General features: G+C 41.8%; 22 protein-coding genes. 2 read left to right on the top strand and 20 right to left on the bottom strand.

Translation table 11 applies throughout. The annotated features are described in order from the left end of the window. Window positions 1-36: 36 nt before the first annotated feature. The 6 genes from OCV60_RS07380 to OCV60_RS07355 form a co-directional block, all read right to left on the bottom strand. Window positions 37-849 (bottom strand): hypothetical protein, encoded by an 813-nt coding sequence (locus OCV60_RS07380; protein ID WP_117785446.1) that lies wholly within the window; start codon window positions 847-849, stop codon window positions 37-39. Between the two features lie 15 nt (window positions 850-864). Beyond that, a complete protein-coding gene (gene pilM, locus OCV60_RS07375; protein ID WP_117807371.1) occupies window positions 865-2,484 on the bottom strand; it encodes a type IV pilus assembly protein PilM in 1,620 nt (539 codons plus the stop codon). A 584-nt stretch (window positions 2,485-3,068) separates the two neighbouring features. Then, window positions 3,069-3,473 (bottom strand): type II secretion system protein, encoded by a 405-nt coding sequence (locus OCV60_RS07370; RefSeq protein WP_021943486.1) that lies wholly within the window; start codon window positions 3,471-3,473, stop codon window positions 3,069-3,071. 126 nt (window positions 3,474-3,599) lie between these two features. Next, window positions 3,600-4,808, bottom strand: a complete 1,209-nt coding sequence (locus tag OCV60_RS07365; protein ID WP_021943487.1) for a type II secretion system F family protein — start codon at window positions 4,806-4,808, stop codon at window positions 3,600-3,602. A gap of 194 nt (window positions 4,809-5,002) precedes the next feature. Further along, the gene (locus OCV60_RS07360; protein ID WP_117785447.1) at window positions 5,003-6,064 is read right to left on the bottom strand and encodes a type IV pilus twitching motility protein PilT; all 1,062 of its coding nucleotides are present in this window, start codon (window positions 6,062-6,064) and stop codon (window positions 5,003-5,005) included. 124 nt (window positions 6,065-6,188) lie between these two features. Then, window positions 6,189-7,907 (bottom strand): GspE/PulE family protein, encoded by a 1,719-nt coding sequence (locus tag OCV60_RS07355; protein WP_117785448.1) that lies wholly within the window; start codon window positions 7,905-7,907, stop codon window positions 6,189-6,191. A gap of 147 nt (window positions 7,908-8,054) precedes the next feature. On the opposite strand from OCV60_RS07355, the gene sigK reads away from it, so the two are divergent. Beyond that, the gene (sigK, locus tag OCV60_RS07350; RefSeq protein WP_117785449.1) at window positions 8,055-8,735 is read left to right on the top strand and encodes an RNA polymerase sporulation sigma factor SigK; all 681 of its coding nucleotides are present in this window, start codon (window positions 8,055-8,057) and stop codon (window positions 8,733-8,735) included. A 1-nt stretch (window position 8,736) separates the two neighbouring features. Here sigK and OCV60_RS07345 read toward each other — a convergent pair whose 3' ends face one another. The 9 genes from OCV60_RS07345 to mtaB all read right to left on the bottom strand — a co-directional run bounded on the left by OCV60_RS07345 (window position 8,737) and on the right by mtaB (window position 15,795). Beyond that, the gene (locus OCV60_RS07345) at window positions 8,737-9,975 is read right to left on the bottom strand and encodes a peptidase U32 family protein (RefSeq protein ID WP_021943454.1); all 1,239 of its coding nucleotides are present in this window, start codon (window positions 9,973-9,975) and stop codon (window positions 8,737-8,739) included. A gap of 108 nt (window positions 9,976-10,083) precedes the next feature. Further along, window positions 10,084-10,746: an O-methyltransferase gene (locus tag OCV60_RS07340; RefSeq protein ID WP_021943455.1), complete on the bottom strand. Its 663-nt coding sequence runs from the start codon at window positions 10,744-10,746 to the stop codon at window positions 10,084-10,086. Further along, window positions 10,743-11,153, bottom strand: a complete 411-nt coding sequence (locus OCV60_RS07335) for an endolytic transglycosylase MltG (RefSeq protein ID WP_021943456.1) — start codon at window positions 11,151-11,153, stop codon at window positions 10,743-10,745. Before OCV60_RS07335 ends, OCV60_RS07340 begins: the two co-directional genes overlap by 4 nt. A 61-nt stretch (window positions 11,154-11,214) precedes the next feature. Next, window positions 11,215-11,550, bottom strand: coding sequence for a YlbF/YmcA family competence regulator (locus OCV60_RS07330; RefSeq protein WP_117785451.1), 336 nt, complete (start codon window positions 11,548-11,550; stop codon window positions 11,215-11,217). Between the two features lie 61 nt (window positions 11,551-11,611). Continuing rightward, window positions 11,612-13,276, bottom strand: coding sequence for a ribonuclease J (locus tag OCV60_RS07325; RefSeq protein WP_021943458.1), 1,665 nt, complete (start codon window positions 13,274-13,276; stop codon window positions 11,612-11,614). Between the two features lie 4 nt (window positions 13,277-13,280). Continuing rightward, window positions 13,281-13,553 carry a DUF1292 domain-containing protein gene (locus tag OCV60_RS07320; RefSeq protein WP_117785452.1) on the bottom strand — a complete coding sequence of 91 codons (273 nt, stop codon included), beginning with the start codon at window positions 13,551-13,553 and terminating at the stop codon, window positions 13,281-13,283. An 18-nt stretch (window positions 13,554-13,571) separates the two neighbouring features. Continuing rightward, window positions 13,572-14,009 carry a Holliday junction resolvase RuvX gene (gene ruvX / locus OCV60_RS07315; RefSeq protein WP_117785453.1) on the bottom strand — a complete coding sequence of 146 codons (438 nt, stop codon included), beginning with the start codon at window positions 14,007-14,009 and terminating at the stop codon, window positions 13,572-13,574. Between the two features lie 55 nt (window positions 14,010-14,064). Continuing rightward, entirely contained in the window at window positions 14,065-14,328 is a 264-nt protein-coding gene (locus OCV60_RS07310; RefSeq protein WP_021943460.1) for an IreB family regulatory phosphoprotein, read from the bottom strand. A gap of 153 nt (window positions 14,329-14,481) precedes the next feature. After that, window positions 14,482-15,795 (bottom strand): tRNA (N(6)-L-threonylcarbamoyladenosine(37)-C(2))-methylthiotransferase MtaB, encoded by a 1,314-nt coding sequence (gene mtaB / locus OCV60_RS07305; RefSeq protein ID WP_262529903.1) that lies wholly within the window; start codon window positions 15,793-15,795, stop codon window positions 14,482-14,484. Window positions 15,796-15,908: 113 nt separating this feature from the next. Between mtaB and OCV60_RS07300 the strand changes: the two genes are divergently transcribed. Beyond that, window positions 15,909-16,145, top strand: a complete 237-nt coding sequence (locus tag OCV60_RS07300) for an HPr family phosphocarrier protein (RefSeq protein WP_021943462.1) — start codon at window positions 15,909-15,911, stop codon at window positions 16,143-16,145. Between the two features lie 100 nt (window positions 16,146-16,245). Here OCV60_RS07300 and thiI read toward each other — a convergent pair whose 3' ends face one another. From thiI to dnaJ, 5 genes are all read right to left on the bottom strand, one after another. Next, window positions 16,246-17,433 (bottom strand): tRNA uracil 4-sulfurtransferase ThiI, encoded by a 1,188-nt coding sequence (gene thiI / locus OCV60_RS07295; RefSeq protein WP_117807366.1) that lies wholly within the window; start codon window positions 17,431-17,433, stop codon window positions 16,246-16,248. 88 nt (window positions 17,434-17,521) lie between these two features. After that, on the bottom strand, window positions 17,522-18,667 hold the full coding sequence (locus tag OCV60_RS07290; RefSeq protein WP_262529902.1) for a cysteine desulfurase family protein: 1,146 nt from the start codon (window positions 18,665-18,667) through the stop codon (window positions 17,522-17,524). 2 nt (window positions 18,668-18,669) lie between these two features. Further along, complete coding sequence (locus OCV60_RS07285) at window positions 18,670-19,416, bottom strand: 16S rRNA (uracil(1498)-N(3))-methyltransferase (protein ID WP_021943465.1); 747 nt, start codon at window positions 19,414-19,416, stop codon at window positions 18,670-18,672. A gap of 24 nt (window positions 19,417-19,440) precedes the next feature. Then, window positions 19,441-20,403 (bottom strand): 50S ribosomal protein L11 methyltransferase, encoded by a 963-nt coding sequence (gene prmA / locus OCV60_RS07280; RefSeq protein ID WP_262529901.1) that lies wholly within the window; start codon window positions 20,401-20,403, stop codon window positions 19,441-19,443. A gap of 11 nt (window positions 20,404-20,414) precedes the next feature. After that, window positions 20,415-21,581 carry a molecular chaperone DnaJ gene (gene dnaJ, locus OCV60_RS07275; RefSeq protein ID WP_044946265.1) on the bottom strand — a complete coding sequence of 389 codons (1,167 nt, stop codon included), beginning with the start codon at window positions 21,579-21,581 and terminating at the stop codon, window positions 20,415-20,417. Window positions 21,582-21,682 lie beyond the last annotated feature (101 nt).

Here is a 21,682-nt window from a genome sequence, read left to right as displayed (position 1 = left end):
CGTTCAAATCGAATCTACGGGTTGCAAGTCTACATCCTACTGATTGCTATCTGTAGTTGTAGTTGTCGTACTACTCTTTACGGTTGGATTTCCGAAAATGTTATCTTTACCGGTTTGAACATTTACGTTAACCTGATCTGTGGTTCTGTCTCCACCTGTAACAGCATATTCAGAGAATGACATATCTCCTGTGTAATCACCAGTCTCCTCATCAAATGCGATTGAGATAGAGTCAACTGTCATACGGAAATCGCTCTTCTCGATGTAATCAACAACATCTTTAACAGACTGATAAGAACCTGAATATGTAACCGGGAAGCTTGCTGAATAGCAGTTGAAATTATTTTCTCCTGCTACTGCTGCAGTAGCATCTGTGCCAGCGGCTGCAGTCTCTGTTGTAGCTGCTGTTGTAGCTGCTGTAGTATTTGCATCTGTAGAAGCTGTTCCTGTTGCTGCACCATCTAATGTAGCATCACCAACAGCACCGGTTCCAAGTGTATAGAAGAGCTGTTCCTCTCCCATTGATACATCTGTGAAACGGAACTTATATTCGTCCTTGATCCCCTGTAAATACATGATTGTATTTTCCTGATAGATCTCTGATGGGAATTCTGCAAGGATTGCTTCATATTCTTTCTTATAGTTCTCTGTATCCTTGATGTACTGATCTCTGTTTACATCTTTTGCTTTCAGGCTGTTATAATAAACCTGCTGTTCATCCTTCTTTGAAACAAGCTCTTTACGGTCATCAAAATTGCTTAATGCCACAAATCTGATCGGCACAAATAAAATAACAACACCGAGTAAAAATAATAATAAATTTCTTTGTCCTTTTGTCATTGCATCCATGTTCTATGCCCTCCCTTACTCAGCTAATGTAGCATCTGTTTCAGTTGTATCAGCATCTGCCGCTGATGCGTCAACATAGATACACGTTACTGTGAAATCATATGTTATTTTACCTGTGTCTTCATCTACATTTTCTGTGATACTTCCAATGAATGAGTTATCAATACAGTCAATTTCTTTTAAGCTGATCGCAAGTCCTGCAATATCATCATATTCTGTTGCTGTTCCTGAAATTGAAACACCTGTTGAATCGGATTCAAATGCTGTGATATCAGTTCCCTTTGGCATCTTCTCTTCCAAAGCCGTGATAAATGTTACAACATTCTCATTCAAGTTCTTTGTGTAGCTGTACATGCTCATGGCATCAACATAAACGCTTTCTGCATTTTCATAATCCTTTACGATCGTCTCAATATCCTGAATAGAAGCGATCTTCTTATTTACATCATCCAGCTCTGTCTGTGCCTGATTCTTTAATACAAATGACACAGCCGTTAATCCGCCTGCCACTAACACAGCCAGGATCAGGAATGCAACTACCAGTGGAGTTGTATCCATCTGACCTTCCTTCTTGCCGGAAGCTCCGCCTTCTGAAATTGTGAATCCCATAGGTGCAAAAGCAGCACCGATTGGAACCATAAGGTATACAGGATTATATATCTTCAAATCAATCTTTGGGTCAAATTTGATATTGAATAAACTGTCCATAACTCTTGTTGAAACATTGAGCTGTACCTTGAAAAGACCATCAATTCCCTTGATCAGGGCGCCATCGCCTGTCAGGAATACATCATCGATCGGCTTATCAGGATTCTTTGATGCAAAGAAATCCATTACACGGCCAATGTTGTTGATCAGGTAACGGAAAGATCCTGTGATCGCATTATCATCAAAATCAACCGTGATCAGTCTTTCATTCTGGAGTAATGTCATTGCTGTTGTAGCATCAACACCCTTTGCATCCATTACTTCATTTACAACAACATTGGTACCATATGGTACAGTTCTCTGTAACAGAAGGATATCTCCTTTTACGATATTAAGTACAGTAGATTCGCTACCTAACTGGATTACCATAGTCGTCATGTTCTCGCTGGTCTGTGTTTTGATCAACTGCAACATGGCATTTCCAATGTAATCAAGAGCAACTACCTTCAGTCCTGCAAGTGCTGCAACTTCATAATATGAACGAACCATACTGGTTGGTGCTGCAACTGCAAGAACTCTTAACTGTTTGTTATTTTCTTCATCAGTAACTGTCTCTAATACAGAATGGGATACTGTGTAATCCTCTATATTAACAGGGAAATACTCTGATGAGTTCGCATTAATAATTCCTTTAATTTTGTTTTCCTTAACGAAAGGTACAAGAACCTCTCTGTTAACGATCTTTGTAGAGGTAAGAACGAATATTGCGTTCTTGTTAGTGATTCCGTTTGCAGCAAGCTGTGATTTGATCGCCTCTGCAATTCTTTCCTTGTCTCTAATGAAACCATCTTCATAAGCATCTTCCGGTGTCTCGAAGATGATGGCATTATGAACTGTGGAAGTCTTTTTTTCAGAAGCTGTTACTTCTGTAATAGTAATACTTTCATTTGTGATGTCGATTGTTAAGACTTTGTTATTACTCGCCATTTTAAATAGCCTCCCTCGCTAATCAGTAGTTTTTTGTGGAATATGTATATTCCAATTGCCTGAGTACCAGCCTACAAGCTGTTCACCCCACTTAAAATAAAATACAATATGCCTGTATGTACAGGCTGAAAGGTAAACAATCTGTCACCTTTAATCATAAGCACACGGATGATTGACCCGTTCATCTTTCATGCCTATTTTTCAGTTTCCAGCTTTTTTGTAAGCCGGCTGCCGCCATTAGTTCAATGCCGTTGTCATTCGCGTTTCTTCTTTCTACATTTATTCGTTTCAGACATAAACAATATAAAACCGCTGACTGCAAAATAGTCACTCGTATGTTATATAAATCTCTTCTTATTATATAAAGCTTATATAAAACGTGTGACCATGAAAGAGATGCCAACATGCATATTTTTCATACATGTTGACGTTTCATGTTGTTAGACAATTTTGAAGGGCGACAAACAAGATCGAAAAACGAGGATTCTTACCAACTTATTCATCACCCTTCTGATGTCTGACTGATGTAATGATTATCTGTTTAACATCAGATCCTTACATCTGTTCACTATGCCCGCCTTTTATTATGGCTGAGGTGAAACCTGCTGAGAACCAGCTTTAACGATAACTGTGTTACCAGCTACATTGATATCAACTGTGAATTCATTTCCTTTGTCGAAGTACTTTGAAGTAATTGTGCTGTTACCAAGAATGCTGCTGATCTCTGTGCTGAATGCACCGTAGCTTGACTTCAAGTCTGAAACGCTTGCGCCTGTAACGCCTGTTCCGATTGCAACCATTGCATCTTCGTCTGACATAGCTGTCTGACATGCTGTACGGATTGTGTCAGCATTTGAAATATCAGCACTTCTTCTTGACTTGTTGATGTACTTGATAAGGGCTGGTGCAAGAGCACCTGCAAGAATTGCCATAATAGCGATTACGATAATTAACTCTACTAATGAGAAACCTTTGTTGTTCTTCTTCATAATTGTTCTCTCCTTTTAAATTGATATTCTTTGTTGTTTGTTGATGCATCTTCCGATGCTATATTAAAATCAGCATCCTCGTACTGCCGGATCTAATCAATACTATAATATGTAACAGGACTTGTATTAGTACTGGTCAAGTGCACTGTACATACTCATGATAGGACCGTATACAGCCGCAACAATCATTCCTACGATACATGCAAGAACTACCATGATTAATGGTTCCATTGCTGCTGTCAGCTTGTTTGTTGCCTCTTCTACCTCTTCATCGTAGTAGTCAGCAACCTTACTAAGCATCTCTTCTATATCACCGGTTTCTTCACCGATCTTTGTCATGGCGGAAAGCATTGGTGGAAGCATCTCCATATCCTTTAATGGTTTGGAAAGTGGAATACCTTTTGCTACCTGCGTCTTGGCATCTAACAGACCATCGCGAATGATCTTGTTATCCATCATCTTTGCCACCTGTTCAACAGCATCGATCATGGAAATACCGGATGCCATCAGTGTACTCATTGTTCTTGCAAATCTGGAACATGCTGACTTGATTGTCAGGTTACCAAAAATCGGCATCTTGATCGCCATATTCGCGAAAAGCTGTTCGCCAACAGAACTTCTCTTGAATGCCTTGCAGCCAACAACGATAGCTGCAACGATGATGATCAACAGCCACCACTTATGTATAATGAAATTACTTGCCGCTACCATAATTCGTGTTGCCAGCGGAAGCTGTGTTCCCATCTCCGCAAACATACTTGAGAAGTTAGGAATAACCATTACCATTACCACGATTACTACGATGATCATGACGATGAATACTACGATAGGATATGTCATCGCACCCTTGATCTTTGCTGATAACGCGTTATCTTTTTCAAAGTGCTCTGTCAGTCTGTCGAGACAGATCTCCAGGTTACCGGATAACTCTCCGGCTGCGACCATGTTGATCATGATCGGTGGAAATACCTCTGAGTTTACACGAAGTGCATCTGCAAGCGTTCCACCCTTTTCAACATATGTCTTTGCATCCATAACTGCTCTCTGCAGTGTTTTGTTTTCTATCTGGTCTCCCATCAGTTCCAGTGCTGATATAATCGTAACACCAGCTCTTATAACTGCTGAAAACTGTTTACAGAAGACTGCCAAATCTTTTGATTTTACCTTCTTCTTAATCAAACCCCCTGAAAATGGACTGTTCTGCTCTGTCAGGCTCATGATCGCATAACCATCTGCCTTCAGCTTCTTCTCCGCTCCATCTCTGTTCGGGGCCTCAATGGTACCTTTTTTATTCTTACCATTTTTGTCAACAACCTTGTAGTTAAATACTGCCATTGTTTCTCCTCCGACCCTGTCATATTTCTTCTTTTTTGTAATAGTTTTCTACTATTACCAGCTAAAAGTGCGCGTAAATTCACGGACTTTTACATATACTATACCTGTTATATTACTATATTTCTCAACCACATTCAATAATTTCTTATGATTGCAGTTTTTTTTGTAAGAATTGCACAAAAGGATTGTACATCTTATTGTCCGTTGATCTTCTTTCTGAGATACTGCTGATCCTGTGCATATGTCATAGCCATCTCTCTGGTGATCGTGCCGGACGAGAACAGATCATACAATGCATCATCCATTGTGATCATTCCGAGCTGTCTGCTGGTCTGGATCGTCGACTGGATCTGATGTGTCTTCGCTTCTCGTATCAGGCTTCGGATCGCCGGTGATGCAAGCATTACTTCAAATGCTGCAACTCGTCCCTGTCCGTTCGCTGTCGGAAGCAGTGACTGGGAAATAACACCTTCCAGTACCATCGCAAGCTGTACTCGTACCTGTTGCTGCTGGTTTGTCGGGAAGATATCGATAATACGGTCGATCGTACTTGCCGCACCGATCGTATGCAGAGTCGAGAATACCAGGTGTCCGGTCTCGGCTGCAGTGATCGCTGTTGAAATCGTTTCAAGATCTCGCATCTCTCCTACAAGAATAATATCAGGATCTTCACGGAGCGCTGCACGAAGAGCATTCGCATAACTGAGTGTATCCATACCAACTTCTCGTTGATTAACGATTGCCTTGTTGTGATGGTGAATATACTCGATAGGATCCTCCAGTGTAATGATATGATCGGTCAGGTTTTCATTTGCCTTATTAATAATAGAAGCAAGTGTTGTTGATTTACCGGAACCGGTAGGTCCTGTTACAAGTACCAGACCTCTCTTTCTCTTATATAATTCAACAACCTCTCTCGGAATACCGAGCTGATCTGGTCTTGGGATCTGTGTTTCTACTCGTCTGTATGCCGCAGCCATATTACCACGATCCATATATACGTTTACACGGAAACGACCGGTTTCTGGTGAATCGAATGAGAAATCGACCTCACCTCTATCTTTTAAAATTGCTACATGTCTCTCTTTCATCGTTGCTCCGATTGCTTCAGCCGCATCAGCCGGTGTAAGCGGAGGAACTTCAACTTCTGTCAGTCGTCCATTGATTCTGAGTTTCGGTGGTATGCCTACGGCAATATGTACATCCGACGCTTTTGCCTCAACCGAGAATGCCAGGAGCTCTTTCATATCCAGCATACTGTTTCCTTCCTTTCTTTGTTGCATTCATAATTTCAATTTTATTTTTACAGAGCCTGATCACATATTCTTCTCTGCTAAAAATCTTTTTTATCCACGCCGGTTTATCACCGGACCGGATCTTTTAATATTCATCACCTGTTGTATATACGATCTTCTTCATCTCTGACATGGAAGTAATTCCATTCAGCACATGTTTGGCAGCACCCATCTTCAGAGTAAGCATACCTTCTGCAAGTGCCTGTTTTTCAATCTTATCCGCTGTCGCTCCGGTCGAGATAACCGCCTGCAGTGCTTTGGATACCGGCATCATCTCGTATACACCGATTCGTCCTGAATAGCCTGTATCATTACACAACGGGCAGCCAGACGGCTCATAAATGATAACATCTTCTTCATCCTCCGGCACGCCGAGTACTATTCTCTCTTCATCTTCTACGAGACGAGGCTGTTTGCAGGTCGGGCACAGTCTTCTTACAAGTCGCTGTGCAATAACACCTACAACCGCATCACCTACAACATAAGGTTCGATTCCCATATCTTCCAGACGGGTGATCGTACTTGCTGCTGAGTTTGTATGGAGTGTTGATACAACCAAGTGTCCTGTGATAGCGGCCTGAACCGCGATCTGAGCAGTCTCACCATCTCGAATTTCTCCGATCATTATGATATCCGGATCCTGACGAAGAATGGATCTTAAGGCTGCTGCGAATGTCATATCTGCTTTATTATTTACCTGTACCTGGTTAATACCATTGATATTCGCCTCGACAGGGTCTTCTACTGTGATAATGTTTACATCCTCTTTGTTCAGCTCACTTAAGGATGTGTACAGTGTCGTTGATTTACCGGAACCGGTAGGTCCTGTTACAAGGATAATTCCGTGTGGATTACTCAGGATTCCATCAAATACCTTGATCTCATCCTCATCCAGACCAAGTCCGCTCTTCGGTTTTGTAAGTCCGTCCTTGGAGGTAAGTCGCATAACCGTCTTCTCTCCATATACAGTCGGAAGGATAGATACACGGACATCAAACTCTCTGCGGTCTACAAAGATCGTGATACGACCATCCTGTGGCTTTCTCTTTTCTGCAATATCCATACCACCGATGATCTTGATTCGGGCTGTGATACCCGCAAGAATACTTAAGTCGTAGGACATAACCTGTTTTAATGCACCATCGATCCTGTAGCGGACACGGACACTGCTTTCCAATGCCTCAATATGAATATCGGACGCTCTCTGTCGAACTCCGCCTTCTATGATCTGTTTTACAAGCAAAACGATAGGAGAATTATCTATATCTTCATTTACTTCATCTTCATCTCCGCCGCCAAGTGCATCTGCCTGTTCCTGACGATACATCTCAGCCGCTTCCATTGCTTTGGAGCTTCCGTAATACTTGCCGATGGCATCATTGATCTGATCCTCTGTTGCAAGCATAGGCTCCACCTGCATATTGGTTACAAGTCCAATATCATCGATCGCATTGATATCCATCGGATCTGACATGGCAAGTTTTAAAATATTCGGGTTATCCGGATCGATCTCGATAGGAATAACTTTATATTTTGCTACCATATTCTCCGGAACCAGATGAAGCACCTTCTCTTCTATCTTTGCTCCCTTTAATTCTATGTAATCAATGCCAAGCTGCTGTGTCAGAAGCGTTATCAGAATCTCATTACTGATCATACCAAGATCAACAAGAACATTTCCGAGTTTTCCGCCATTCTCTTTCTGATATGCCAGAGCCTCCTGTAACTGTTCTTCTGTAATAGCTCCTGCCGCTACGAGAATATCACCTATTCTAATCTTTTTACGACCCATTCCTAATCGCATACCGGTCTGTCCCTCCTACATTTCTGAAATATACAAGCATTACTTACAGAGTATAGCACAATCTAATAAAAAATTAAACATTTTGAACAGATTTTAGTCATTTTTTTTTAATTTTTTTCACATTTTACCAATTTTATTTTTTGGGATATGCACTTTTTCCACATTTTAATCATAAAATATATACAAATCGCTAGGGGTCTATTTTCTATGCAGGCATTTAAAAAACCCCTTTTACCGGATCAGGAAGAATATTATCTGAAATTATGCAGGGCAGGGGATGCCGATGCGCGGCGGATTCTGATCGAATCCAATATGCGTCTGGTCGCCCATATTGCAAAAAAATACATTGGAACCGCTGACAATGATGATCTGCTCTCCGTCGGAACCATCGGTCTTATCAAGGCGATCGATTCCTACGATCATGCCAAAGGCAACCGTCTGGTCACATACGCTTCCAGATGTATCGACAACGAGCTGCTCATGATGCTCCGTCACTCCAGAAAATACGCCCGCGAAGTCTCCCTGTTTGAACCGATTGGTACCGACAAAGAAGGAAATGAGATCAATCTGATCGACATCATCAGTCAGGATGAAGCAACTATTCTGGATTCTATGGTGCATGCTTACCACATAAACCGTCTTCCATACTGTCTGAAGCACTGTCTGTCCGAGCAGGAAGCCAGCCTTATCATCCGTCGTTATGGTCTATACGGTCACCCTCCACGCACACAAAAAGAGATTGCCAGCCAGATGGGGATTTCCCGTTCCTATGTCTCCAGAATCGAAAAACGGGCATTACAGAAGATCCGCAGGCAGCTTGAAGCCTGACCTATTCCGAAAGCTCCTGCCGTCTGAGTATCATTCCCGCTGATACCGGGCGGTCCAGCTTTACATACAACTGCATCTTTGGATGCGGTGCTGATTCCATCGGTTCCATCCGGTCATTGTAGATCTCCTCAACCCGGCAGACCGTATTGGTTCCATCAAAGTTCATACATTCTATCTCTTCTCCGACTGAGAATTTGTTTTTCTGTTCAAATGCAACCAGTCCGTCCTCTGTAACCTCCTGTACATTGCCTATATAAGTACAGTTTTTAATATATGTGTTATTATCATAGATCTGAGAATCCTGATCTGTTTTTCCAAAATAAAATCCAGTTGTAAATTGACGGTATGTGCATTTTGCAATTTCTGATTTATAATATTCCATATTTGACCGGTACAGCTCCGGAGATTCCATATAGTCATCAATTGCTTTACGATAGGTTCTTGCTACCGTTGCAACATATAGTGCCGTTTTCATTCTTCCCTCAATCTTAAAGCTGTCAATTCCGGCATCGATCATTTCCGGGATATGCTCAATCATACAAAGATCTTTGGAATTAAAAATATAAGTACCCCTGTCATCTTCATTGACCGGCATGTACTCGCCCGGTCTTGTTTCTTCTACAATGTGATACTTCCATCTACATGGATGTGTACATGCTCCACGATTTGCATCTCTTCCTGTAAAATAACTGCTGAGCAGGCAGCGTCCGGAATAGGAAATGCACATTGCTCCATGCATAAAGGACTCAATCTCCATATCCTCCGGAATATGTTCTCTGATCTGTTTAATCTCCACAAGTGACAGTTCTCTGGCTGTGACCACTCGTTTTGCCCCCATATTATACCAGAAATTATACGTCAGGTAATTCGTGTTATTTGCCTGGGTGCTGATATGAAGTTCCATATCAGGCATGATTTCCTTTGCCAGCATAAAAATACCCGGATCTGATACCAGAACCGCATCGACACCGGTATCCTTCAACTGCTCAAAATATGCCTTCATTCCTTCAATATCATAATTATGTGCAAATATATTTGCTGTCACATATACCTTTGCATTCTTTGCATGCGCATATTTCACAGCCTTTTTCATTTCTTCAATCGAAAAATTATCTGCTTTTGCACGAAGTCCATATGCCTGTCCGCCAATATAGACTGCATCCGCACCATAATCTACTGCAACCTTTAATACCTCAAGACTACCTGCCGGAACAAGCAGTTCCACTTTACGTTCTGCCATATCTTTCAAAACCCTCTTCTTTTCTTTCCGTACAGATGACATCACCTTTTAGTCTGTTGCCATCCGCCTGTTAATATCTTCTTGTTTTTTCATTGATCCACTACTTTTTCAATGATCCTTTTTATCAGCCGTTTTTTTCACCGATAGGCTCATTCCATCTCCTATATTCAGGATGGCTGTATCCAGCCGTTCATCATGCTTTAATTCATACAGATATTCCCGCATTCTGGCATGAATTGTCCGGTTTCTTCTGGTTACTGCAAACCGCGATTCCAGTACATCTCCATCCTGCAGCACATTATCACATAGCAGGATTCCTTCCGGCGCAAGTAAAGGAACCACCTTCTGGAAAAAGCTTCCATACTGACCTTTTGCAGCATCCATAAAGACCAGATCATATTGATCCGACAATGTCGGCAGGATCTCATTTGCATCTCCCTCTAACAGAGTGATCTTCTTTTCTGCACCTGCCAGCTTTATATTCTCTTTTGCCCGATCAATTCTCGGCTGATAGTTTTCAATTGTTGTGATATGTCCACCCTCTGCAATAAACCTGCTCATAAAAATAGCAGAAAAGCCTACCGCAGTTCCTATCTCCAGTATATTTACCGGTTTCTTCATTCTCAGAAGAAGCCTGATAAATTCTCCGGCCTCTCTTCGTATGATAGGAACCCCCTGCTCTTCTGCTTCTTTTCTGATAGCAGTTATTGCATCATCATAGTCATTGTTGAATGAATTTATGAAGGATGCAATTCTCTCATCTGTTATCATTTATTATCTCCACTTTTCTTACTGTCACTATCCAGAGTTCCACCTGTTATGATCGTTATGATCTCATCATTTGTATAACTTGGTGCGATCTCATATGTTCCAGGTTTTATCTTTGCTGCATAAGATCCGATTCGGATACGCACCATCAGTGCATATGCATTTTTTACAACTCCGGCATCATCCAGAGTCTCGCATACATCCTTGATCGAAGAATCCGGCAGAACTGTGACTGTGACTACCTTTGTATCAGATTTATCCTTACAGCTATTGCTGGCAAATACATCATAGGCAAAGCTAAAGCCAAACGCAAACACTTTCACAAGTATAAACAGGATAAATACATTTACCAGTAAGCCTATCGCAAACCGCAATATCCGTTTCATTGTTACAGCACTATCTATAGCCATATCTGTTCTCCTTATCTTACGGTGTCCATCCAGACACTTCTCGTAACTGTTTTATCATATCCTACTGCTTTATGTCAACATCCAGACCATCTGCAATCTCATCATACATCGTTTTCAACATCCTGCACAGCTTTCGTTCTGCCCGAAGGAAATCATTCACGATCGTGTCGTGAACGATTGCGTCATACTCCTCAAACAGTGCAACCACCTCATCGTATGGATTATCCACAGAGCCACGGTTCTGGATCTCTGAATTTCTTTTCTTGAATTCATTCAGTCCCCGGAGAAGATCCGGATGTTCATACAGCCGTTCACGGCAGGTCAGATAATTTCTGTAGAATTCTGACTCCTTTATCGTTTCATTCAGTTTTTTGCTGAGTTCAACAACATCACTCATGTCTGTTTCCTCTTTTCTTCTTAACCTGCATCTGTGCATGGACACTATTTTTCAGGACAATTTATACTTCGGTAATGATTGGAAGGATCATCGGGCTTCTCTTCGTCCGCTTCCAAAGGAATTCACTTAAGGAATCCTTGATGGTTGTCTTGATCTTGCCCCAGTCGGTAATATTCTTCCGCAGGCATTTCTCCAGTGCTTCTTCTACTACGGCACGGCAGTCTTCCATCAATGTTTCCGATTCTCTGACATATACAAATCCACGGGAAACGATATCCGGTCCTGCAATCAGGTTATTGCTGTATTTATCGAGTGTCACTACGATGATCAGAAGACCATTCTGCGACAGAAGTTGTCTGTCTCTTAAAACGATATTTCCAACATCTCCAACTCCAAGTCCGTCAACAAAGACTCCCTGTGCAGGAACTTTTCCGGTTACTTCCAGTTTATCCTCACTGACTTCCAGAACATCTCCTGTTGTCAGGATCTTGATATTCTCTTTTGGAATACCCATCTCCTGTGCCAGCTCTGCATGGCGCTTCAGATGTCTGTACTCACCATGTACTGGTATCGCATATTTTGGTTTTGTGAGTGCATAGATCAGCTTCAATTCCTCTCTGCATGCATGTCCGGATACATGTGTATCTTCAAAAATTACATGAGCACCTTTCATTTCCAGCTCATTGATCACCTTGAATACCGCTTTTTCATTACCAGGGATTGGGTGCGAACTGAATATGACCACATCTCCCGGCATGATAGAAATCTTATTATGGATCGATGCTGCGATCCTTGATAAGGCAGCCATGTTTTCACCTTGGCTTCCTGTCGTGATCAGAACCAGCTTCTCATCCGGATAATTCTTGATCTGGCTGATATCGATCAGCGTGTTGTCCGGTATATCAATATATCCGAGTTCAGAAGCTGTGCTGATGATATTCACCATACTTCTTCCTTCGATGATTACTTTTCTGCCATATTTATATGCCGAATTGATAATCTGCTGCACACGATCTACATTCGATGCAAATGTAGCAATAATAATACGATGATTCTGATTATCATTGAACAGATTATCAAAGGTTCTTCCTACTGTCTTTTCTGACTTTGTAAAGCCCTCACGTTCTGCATTTGTGGAATCTGCCATCAGTGCCAGAACGCCTTTTTTTCCAAGTTCCGCAAAACGTTGGAGATCGATCATGTCTCCAAATACCGGTGTATAATCAATCTTGAAATCTCCGGTATGGACAAGCAGTCCTGCCGGCGTATAGATCGCCAATGCTGCGGAATCAGCAATCGAATGGTTCGTCTTAATAAATTCTATCCGGAATTTTCCAAGAATGATATTCTGTCCATATTTTACAACCTTACGTCTGGTGTTGTTCATCAGATTATGTTCTTTCAGTTTATTCTCGATCAGTCCCATCGTAAGCTTTGTTGCGTAAATCGGCATATTGAGTTCTTTCTCAATGTAAGGAATGGCTCCGATATGATCCTCATGACCATGGGTAACCACAAGTCCTTTGACTTTGTCCGCGTTTTCCTTAAGGTAAGTGACATCCGGTATTACAAGATCGATTCCTAACATATCGTCCTCAGGGAATGCCAGACCGCAGTCAATGACTATAATAGAGTCCTCATACTCTATTGCAGTAATGTTCATTCCAATCTGTTCCAATCCGCCCAATGGAATGATCTTTACTGCATCACTATTCAATTTTTTCAATGTTCTATACCTCCAAATCTACGTCCTCTAGCAGTTCTTCAAATATCTTCATAACTGCTTCTAATTCTTTGTCATCTTCAACGATATCAAACGCTGCCATCTCACCTTCACTGTCTAAAGCATTCTCCTTCAGGATCAGGAAAGAACCATCATCCTCATCGTCTCCATCTTCTGTAACAAGCAGGTAATTCACTCCGCCAAGAGTTGTCTGCTCCATAACAGAAAAAGCAACCTCATTGCCATCTTCATCTGTAAATACTATGCTGTCGTTTTCCATTCTGTTTAATCCTTTCGACTATTCTGTCTGCCCTTCATGAGCCTGACTGTCAAGATAATTCTGCAAAATAACCGCAGCAGCCATCTTGTCCACATACTGCTTCCGGTTTTCTCTTCTGACTCCAGTATCCATTAAAATCCGTTCTGCTTCTACCGTAGAGAGTCTTTCATCCCACAGGATCACTTCCAGGCCTGTCCTGCGTTCCAGATCTTCTTTAAACTGTTCGGCCGCTTCTGCCCGTTCTCCAATCGTATTATTCATATTCTTCGGATATCCGAGAACGATCCGTTCCGCCTGATATTCTTCAATGATACTCTCTATCCTCGCAAGTGTCTGTCGAAGCTTGTTTGCTGATTTTCTTTCTATTGTTTCAAGTGGCTGTGCCGTGATCATCAGCGCATCACTGACCGCAACTCCTACTGTCTTTGTTCCGTAGTCCAATCCAATTATCCGCATACTCTTATCCTGTTCTTCTCTCTGCCTGATTCGATTATTCTGATACACTCTTCATCTACTTGATCAGATTATTCTTGATGTAATCTTCAAACAGAACTTCAATGATCTCATCCCGTTCTGCCTTCATGATCAGACTTCTTGCATTCTTATAGCTGGTGATATATGTAGGATCTCCACTCATAATATAACCAACAAGCTGGCTGACCGGATTATATCCTTTTTCTGTCAAAGCCTCATAAACCTGTCCAATGATCTGTGTTACATCTATTGTATTATCTTTCAGTTGTGCAATATGTTGTGTATTTTCTCTATTATTCATATACTCACATCCTTACTTTTATCAAGTGCCATCGGCATCTTTGCAAAAAAATCTTATCCTATAATAATATAAAATCACGCAAAATTCAACCTAAAGCCGCATATTTGTATATGTTCCAACGCAATTCATGCATAATTTTCCCACACCGGCTGTCTATTCCATGCCATATGGAATCTGCACTATATGATTGATGATATCCACTTCTCGTCCACAAATCCTGTGCATACATTCTTCCTCTACAAAAATATCTATATAGCGTTCTGTATGTCCACGGTATCCGTCTTTTCCATTTCTCCGGACTTTTTCTTCAATCAGAACCTCCAGAGTTTCTCCCCGAAAAGAAGCTTCATATGCATGTTTGTTCTTTTCAGATAATGCCAGCAGCACATCGCTCCTCTGATTCTTGATCTCCGGTCCGATCTGATCCCTCATACCGGCTGCAACCGTTCCCTGTCTCGGTGAAAATTTAAATATATGCATTTCATACAGATTAAGTTTCGTCAGGTAGTCAACCGTTTCCTGAAATTCTTCATCCGTTTCTCCCGGAAAGCCTACGATCACATCTGTTGTCAAAGCCGGGCGGTCAAATGCCTTACGAAGCATCTCACATTTTTCAAAGTATTCTTCACAAGTATATTTCCGGTTCATCCGTTTCAATACTGTATTGCAGCCACTTTGCAGGCTTAAATGGAAATGCGGACATACCTTTTTATTATCCACAATACGATCTATAAATGTATCTGTAATGATACCCGGTTCCAGAGAACCAAGGCGTATCCGTTCAATTGATTCAATTTTTGAGATTGCGTCAATTACATCTGCGAGTCCTACCTCATTTTCCTTATCCTTGCCATAAGATGAGATATGGATACCCGTCAGAACAATCTCTTTTACTCCGGTCTGTGCCAGACGTTCTACTTCTTCTGTAATCGATGCAAGCTCCCGGCTCCGGATTCTTCCTCTAACGTACGGAATAATACAATAAGAGCAGAACTGGTTACATCCATCCTGAATCTTCACATATGCCCGTGTATGTTCTAAGGTACTGTTGATCGTAAGCGGTTCATATTCCTTTTCTGCCGCAATATCGAGCATGCCTTCGTCCGTCACTCCGATCTCCAGATAATCTTCAAGGATCTGCACAATGTCCTTCTTTTTATTATTTCCGATGATAATAGATATCCTGTCATCTTCCATCAGCTTATCTTTTGCCGCCTGCACATAACAGCCCGTTGCTATTACAACCGCATCCGGATTCAGCTTCTTGGCTCTGTGTATCATCTGTCTGGACTTTTTATCTGCCATATTGGTAACAGAGCATGTATTTATCAGATACACATCTGCTTTTTCTTCGAAGGAAACAGCCGTCATACCAGCCTCTTTTAAGAGTTCGATCATACCATCTGTCTCGTATTGATTTACCTTGCAGCCCAGTGTCAGAGGGGCTACTGTTTTTCCCTTCAGCATTCCTTATTTTTCCTTTCTTATTATTGACTTTTCCCTCTCCAAAAGATATTATAAATATATAAACATCCGCGGTCATTATGGCTCCGGATAATCTAACTTTTAGGAGGGCAATCATGAAAGCATTAATGGTTTCTTTAAATTCAATCGATAAGGTAAAAGCATTCTGCAATGAAATTGCAAAATTCGACGCAGAGTTCGACCTCATCTCAGGACGTTATGTTATTGATGCAAAATCAATTATGGGTATATTCAGCCTTGATATTTCAAAGCCAATTGAATTAAACATTCACGCTGATGACAAGGATCTTGCTGATATTCTTGCAGCAATCAAGCCTTACGTTGTTGAATAATCATAACCGACTATTTGCATACATACAGAATGCCCGTTCCGACAGTCATTCTGCATAAAAAAGCTTGCCGCCTTTGTAGTGGCAAGCTTTTTTCATCTTATTATCTCTGTGATCTGCACATTACAGTTTCTACAGACTCTAACGCTTTTTCATATAACGGTTCGATAATACCGGCAAGCTTTGCTTCCGATTTCTCGATCGCAGATAATATCGGTTTTGTTACCGGGTGCTTTGCTACAAATGTTGTACAGCAGTCCTCATAAGGAAGGATCGAAGTCTCATAGGTTCCGATTTTCTCTGATATGTCAACGATCTCCTGCTTATCCAGTCCGATGCATGGACGAAATACCGGCAAAGTACTGACATCATTGATAACAGCAAGACTGAATACCGTCTGGCTGGATACCTGCCCGATACTTTCTCCCGTCACCGTACACTGACAGTCATTTCTCTTTGCCAGCTCTTCTGCTATCTTGATCATATAACGCTTCATAATGATCGTAAGTTCCTCGTGCGGACAGTTATCATAGATTGCCATCTGAACATCTGCAAAGTTTACAACATGCAGCTTGATCGCACCTGCATAATCCGCAACCAGACATGCCAGATCAATTACCTTTTCTTTGGCACGTTCACTGGTAAATGGCGGTGCATGAAAATATACCGCTTCCATCTGAACTCCACGTTTTGCGATCATATAAGTTGCAACCGGGCTGTCAATTCCACCGGATAATAATGCCATTCCCTTGCCATTTGTACCAACCGGAAGTCCTCCCGGGCCTGGAATCGTGATCGAATAAATATATACCGTCTTTCGGATCTCTACATTTATGATCTCATCCGGTTCATGAACATCAACGGAAGTATCCGGAAATGCCTCTAACAGATAATGACCAAGCTCCGCATTTACCTCCATTGAGGTCATAGGATAGCTTTTATCATTTCTTCTTGTATTTACTTTAAAGGTAAAGTTCTTCTTACGATATGCCTGATCCACATATGCGATCACCTTTCCTTTGATTGCTTCAAACGATGTATCCTCCTCTACCACGATCGGGCAGATTCCAACGATACCGAATACCTTGGTCAGTGCATTCACTACATCTTCATAATCATAGTCTGATTTTGCTTCAATAAAGATCCTTCCCTGTTCCTTGCGGATATAAAAATCACCATAATTTTTGATCTTACGATTAATGTTTTTTACAAGGATATCTTCAAATATATACCGGTTTTTTCCTTTTGTACCGATCTCAGCATATTTGATCATAAATGCCTTATACTGCATATACTTCTCTCAACCTCCAATTTTCATCCTGTTTATTTGTTCTTCACCTGTTTTTACTATTATTAACGAACTTTCCATTTGTTTGATACTACTTTTTTCTGACATATTTTCTATAAACCGGCAGGATCTCCTCTATCACATCTGCTGCATAGTCTGCCTGTTCCACTGTGTTCTCTGCTGAAAAACTGAAACGGATCGTGGATTCCAACCGATCCTTCTGCAAGCCGATCGAGGACAATACATGGCTGACTGCCGGTTTATTCGACGAACATGCCGATCCGGAAGAAACATAAATCTGCCGCTCTTCTAATGCATGCAGCATCACTTCGCTTCGAACACCAACAAATGATACACTTAGGATATGTGGCGCTTCCCCTTCATTGATATATACATCCGGAAGTGCCTTTAGCCGTTCGGTCAAACGGTCTTTTACCGCCCGCATACGAACAGTTCTGGCTTCCAGATCTTCATAAACCATCTTTGTTGCCAGTCCAAATCCTGCAAAACCCGGAACATTCTCTGTGCCGGATCGCATTCCGTCCTGCTGTCCGCCGCCGTATATGATCGGCTTCACCTTCGTACGGTTCTTGATAAACAATGCTCCGGTTCCTTTTGGTCCATGTATCTTATGACCACTTACAGACATCAGATCGATACCCATCCGTTTCGGGTAAATGTGATATTTGCCAAATGCCTGAATCGCATCTACATGAAAAAGCGTCTTCGGATTCTTCTCTTTGATGATCTCTGCAATCTTCTGAATCGGCTCTACTGCACCGATCTCATTATTTACATACATAACAGATACAAGAATCGTTTCCTCGTTCACTTCCTGTTCTAATTGTTCCAGATCCACGATTCCCTGGTGATCTACATTCAGATATACAACTTCAAATCCAAGGCTCTCCAAAAATGCCATCGTACTTGATACAGATGCATGTTCCACCTTAGAAGTTATAATCCGGTTACCACTTCTTTTATTCGCAAGTGCTGCTCCGATCAACGCAAGATTATTGGATTCCGTTCCACCGGAAGTCAGCACGATCTCTTTGCTGTCTACCTTCCATTCTTTTGCAAGAATCTCTTTCGTCTCCTTGATATAGTGTCCTGCATCCAGACCTTTCTGATGCAGGGAAGAAGGATTTCCATAATCTTCTTCCATTAATTTTACTACCAGATCTTTCACTTCCGGAAATACCTTTGTTGTTGCTGCATTATCAAAATATGCTTCCATCTCTATCTATCCTCTTCCAGTTCAAACATTATGATCGACATAACCGCCATTCCTGCCGTCTCTGTACGCAAAATCCTGTGTCCAAGTGTGACCATCTTCGCACCCATAGCTACCGCTGTCTCAACTTCTTCTCTGGCAAATCCACCTTCCGGACCTATAAATATACCAAGACTTTTCTTTCCTTTGATCGATGCAAAGACCTCTTTCGAATATGCGACTCCTTCTGCTTCCTCATATGGGATCATATTCATATCAAGCTCCTTTGCCATAGCAAGAGCCTCTTTCCATGTTACGGGAGCCGTCACCTCCGGGATTATGCCTCTGCCCGACTGCTTCGCCGCCGCAAGTGCGATTGCCTGATAACGTTCCGTCTTCTTTCCTGCTTTCTTCGCATCCAGCTTGACAACCGTCCGTTTCGTCATAACCGGTACGATCCTGGTCACACCAAGTTCTACCGTCTTCTGGATGATCCATTCCATTTTATCTGCCTTTGGAAATCCCTGAAACAACGTAATCCCTGTTTCAAGTTCTGCAAAATTATCACATACATCCAGAATATCTGCAACCACTTTTTCATGATCCATAACTGAAATCTGGCAGCGGTAATCTCTACCCCTGCCATCACTTATTATGATCTCATCATTTACTTTTAAACGAAGAACATTCTTAATATGATTGACATCCTCACCGGTAATATCAATGCTCTTATCAAATTCCCGTCCATCAAAATCTACAAAAAAACGATTCATCTTCCCAATCCTGTCTCTTTATGACTAATTATCCTTCTCAGCTACAAAACTGATCCAGTCTTTCATAGAGACAGTATCCACTATTCTGAAGTGATTGTCAAGAAGTGCCTGTCTGACCTCATCTTCTTTTGTATTAATAATTCCGGAACAGATAAACTTCGCATCATCCTTCATAAACTGCTGTACAACACCGGAAAGTGGGATGATTACATCTGCAAGAATATTCGCAACTACGATATCATATTTCGGCTCAATCGACTGGACAAGCTTTTTATCTGCGAGCACATTACCACAGAGGAACTGAACCTGATCTTCAGTAATATGGTTGATCTCCCTGTTCTCGATGCTGACATGAACCGCAGTTTCATCTATATCAATTCCAAGGACCTCTTTTGCGCCAAGATTACTGCATACAAAGGAAAGAATCCCGCTTCCGCTTCCACAGTCAAGAACCAGATCTCCTTCTTTCATATATTTCTTCAACTGTCCGATACATAATCTGGTTGTCTCATGGGAACCGGTTCCGAATGCTGCACCCGGATCAATATCGATCACAATATCATCATCTGTTACGTCAGAAGGTGCATCCTCCCAGGTTGGTTTGATAACGATATTATCATACAGACGAAACGGTTTAAAATATGCTTTCCAGTTATTCATCCAGTCCACATCTTCCGTCTCGGATTCTATGATATTACAGACTCCAACCGGAATAAATTCTGACAACCGTTCCAGTTCGTTTTTTATCTTGGTCTTTATCTCTTCCTTGTCAAAGGAATCATCCAGATAGCAGGAAACCTTTGCTGTTCCGTCATCCGTCGGCATCTCATCCGGCAGAAGATCTACAAACATCGCTGCCATTTCTTCATCTGTCAGAGGCACATTGTCATCGACTTCTATACCCAAAACGCCTTCCTCATCGAGGAAGGCGCTGAGTAAATCGACAGCCTCACACGTTGTTTCAATCGTGATTTGTGTCCATTTCATAATCTATTTACCTATTTCTTCTTTCTTTTTTTGTGATCTCCAAACGAGAATGATGTTCCTACCGAATCTGTTGCAGGTCTGGTCTCAACCAATGTTGCCTGCTCGTATTCATTCAAGATACGCTTCTGTTCTGCAGTCAGCTTCTCAGGGACCTGTACAACCAGTGTTACATAATGATCACCACGCTGAGTAGGATTCTTCAGGTTTGGCACACCTTTTCCCTTCAGCTTAACCTTGGTATCGGTCTGTGTTCCTGGTGGAATCGTGTAATCAATCTCTCCCTCGATCGTATGGATCTTAATATTTCCACCCAGTGCTGCCTGTGTGAATGAGATCGGTTCGGAGGAGTAAAGATTGTATTCCTGTCTCTGAAACTTCGGATGACGATCAACAAGGATCGTAACATGAAGATCTCCTCTTTCACCACCATTAAATCCAGGTTCACCTTTTCCTTTGATACGGATATTGGTTCCGTTATCTACTCCAGGCGGAACAGCGATCTGAATCTTCTTTCTGCTCTTTACATAACCGGTTCCCGCACAGTTGCTACATTTATATCTAATGATCTTACCGGATCCGCCACAGTCCGGACAAGTCGATACATTTCTTACTACGCCAAACAAGGACTGCTGTGTTGTAACGATCTGACCTTTTCCGCCGCATTTGCCACAAACCTCCGGCTGATGTCCCGGCTGTGAACCGGTTCCCTTACATACTTCACATTCATCCTTTAACGGAAGATCCAGTTCTTTCTGTGTACCAAATATTGCTTCCTCAAAAGCAACTCTGATCGTTGTCTTGATGTTAGCACCCTTTACAGGTCCGTTTGAATTTCTCTGTCTGCTTCCACCACCGAACATATCTCCGAAAATATCTCCGAAAATATCTCCCATATCAGCAAAATCAAAGCCGCCGAAGCCACCAAAGCCACTGCCGCCGGCATTTGGATCAAATGCCGCATGACCATACTGATCATATTTTGCTCGCTTCTCCGGGTCACTAAGTACTGCATAAGCTTCCGCTGCTTCTTTAAATTTTCTTTCAGCCTCCGCATCGCCCGGGTTCATATCAGGATGATATTTCTTGGCTACGACACGATATGCTTTTTTTATCTCTGCCTCTGAGGCATTCTTGGTTACACCAAGGACCTCATAGTAATCAGTTTTTGTTTCTGCCATAACTTTTAACCTTTCATCTGCGATATACATTCATATCCACAGTAAAACAGGAAACCTTTTTCCTGTTTTACTGTCAGATATTTACTATAGACTACATTTCA

The organism is Coprococcus ammoniilyticus (assembly GCF_025567345.1).
Lineage (GTDB): Bacteria > Bacillota > Clostridia > Lachnospirales > Lachnospiraceae > Coprococcus > Coprococcus ammoniilyticus.
This window is presented reverse-complemented; position numbering and strand designations above follow the sequence as displayed.

Bases quoted from the DNA above. Each gene is read 5' to 3' on its own strand.
- OCV60_RS07340 (WP_021943455.1), bottom strand. From the start codon at position 10,746: ATGATAACAGATGAGAGAATTGCATCCTTCATAAATTCATTCAACAAT.
- prmA (WP_262529901.1), bottom strand. From the start codon at position 20,403: ATGAAATGGACACAAATCACGATTGAAACAACGTGTGAGGCTGTCGAT.
- ruvX (WP_117785453.1), bottom strand. From the start codon at position 14,009: ATGCGGATAATTGGATTGGACTACGGAACAAAGACAGTAGGAGTTGCG.
- OCV60_RS07355 (WP_117785448.1), bottom strand. From the start codon at position 7,907: ATGCGATTAGGAATGGGTCGTAAAAAGATTAGAATAGGTGATATTCTC.
- OCV60_RS07300 (WP_021943462.1), top strand. From the start codon at position 15,909: ATGAAAGCATTAATGGTTTCTTTAAATTCAATCGATAAGGTAAAAGCA.
- OCV60_RS07370 (WP_021943486.1), bottom strand. From the start codon at position 3,473: ATGAAGAAGAACAACAAAGGTTTCTCATTAGTAGAGTTAATTATCGTA.
- thiI (WP_117807366.1), bottom strand. From the start codon at position 17,433: ATGCAGTATAAGGCATTTATGATCAAATATGCTGAGATCGGTACAAAA.
- OCV60_RS07335 (WP_021943456.1), bottom strand. From the start codon at position 11,153: ATGGCTATAGATAGTGCTGTAACAATGAAACGGATATTGCGGTTTGCG.
- OCV60_RS07320 (WP_117785452.1), bottom strand. From the start codon at position 13,553: ATGGAAAACGACAGCATAGTATTTACAGATGAAGATGGCAATGAGGTT.
- sigK (WP_117785449.1), top strand. From the start codon at position 8,055: ATGCACTTTTTCCACATTTTAATCATAAAATATATACAAATCGCTAGG.
- OCV60_RS07290 (WP_262529902.1), bottom strand. From the start codon at position 18,667: ATGGAAGCATATTTTGATAATGCAGCAACAACAAAGGTATTTCCGGAA.
- OCV60_RS07360 (WP_117785447.1), bottom strand. From the start codon at position 6,064: ATGCTGGATATGAAAGAGCTCCTGGCATTCTCGGTTGAGGCAAAAGCG.
- OCV60_RS07310 (WP_021943460.1), bottom strand. From the start codon at position 14,328: ATGAATAATAGAGAAAATACACAACATATTGCACAACTGAAAGATAAT.
- OCV60_RS07285 (WP_021943465.1), bottom strand. From the start codon at position 19,416: ATGAATCGTTTTTTTGTAGATTTTGATGGACGGGAATTTGATAAGAGC.
- pilM (WP_117807371.1), bottom strand. From the start codon at position 2,484: ATGGCGAGTAATAACAAAGTCTTAACAATCGACATCACAAATGAAAGT.
- OCV60_RS07330 (WP_117785451.1), bottom strand. From the start codon at position 11,550: ATGAGTGATGTTGTTGAACTCAGCAAAAAACTGAATGAAACGATAAAG.
- OCV60_RS07380 (WP_117785446.1), bottom strand. From the start codon at position 849: ATGGATGCAATGACAAAAGGACAAAGAAATTTATTATTATTTTTACTC.
- dnaJ (WP_044946265.1), bottom strand. From the start codon at position 21,581: ATGGCAGAAACAAAAACTGATTACTATGAGGTCCTTGGTGTAACCAAG.
- OCV60_RS07365 (WP_021943487.1), bottom strand. From the start codon at position 4,808: ATGGCAGTATTTAACTACAAGGTTGTTGACAAAAATGGTAAGAATAAA.
- mtaB (WP_262529903.1), bottom strand. From the start codon at position 15,795: ATGCTGAAGGGAAAAACAGTAGCCCCTCTGACACTGGGCTGCAAGGTA.
- OCV60_RS07345 (WP_021943454.1), bottom strand. From the start codon at position 9,975: ATGGCAGAACGTAAAGTGGAACTGCTTGTTCCGGCAGGTAGTCTTGAG.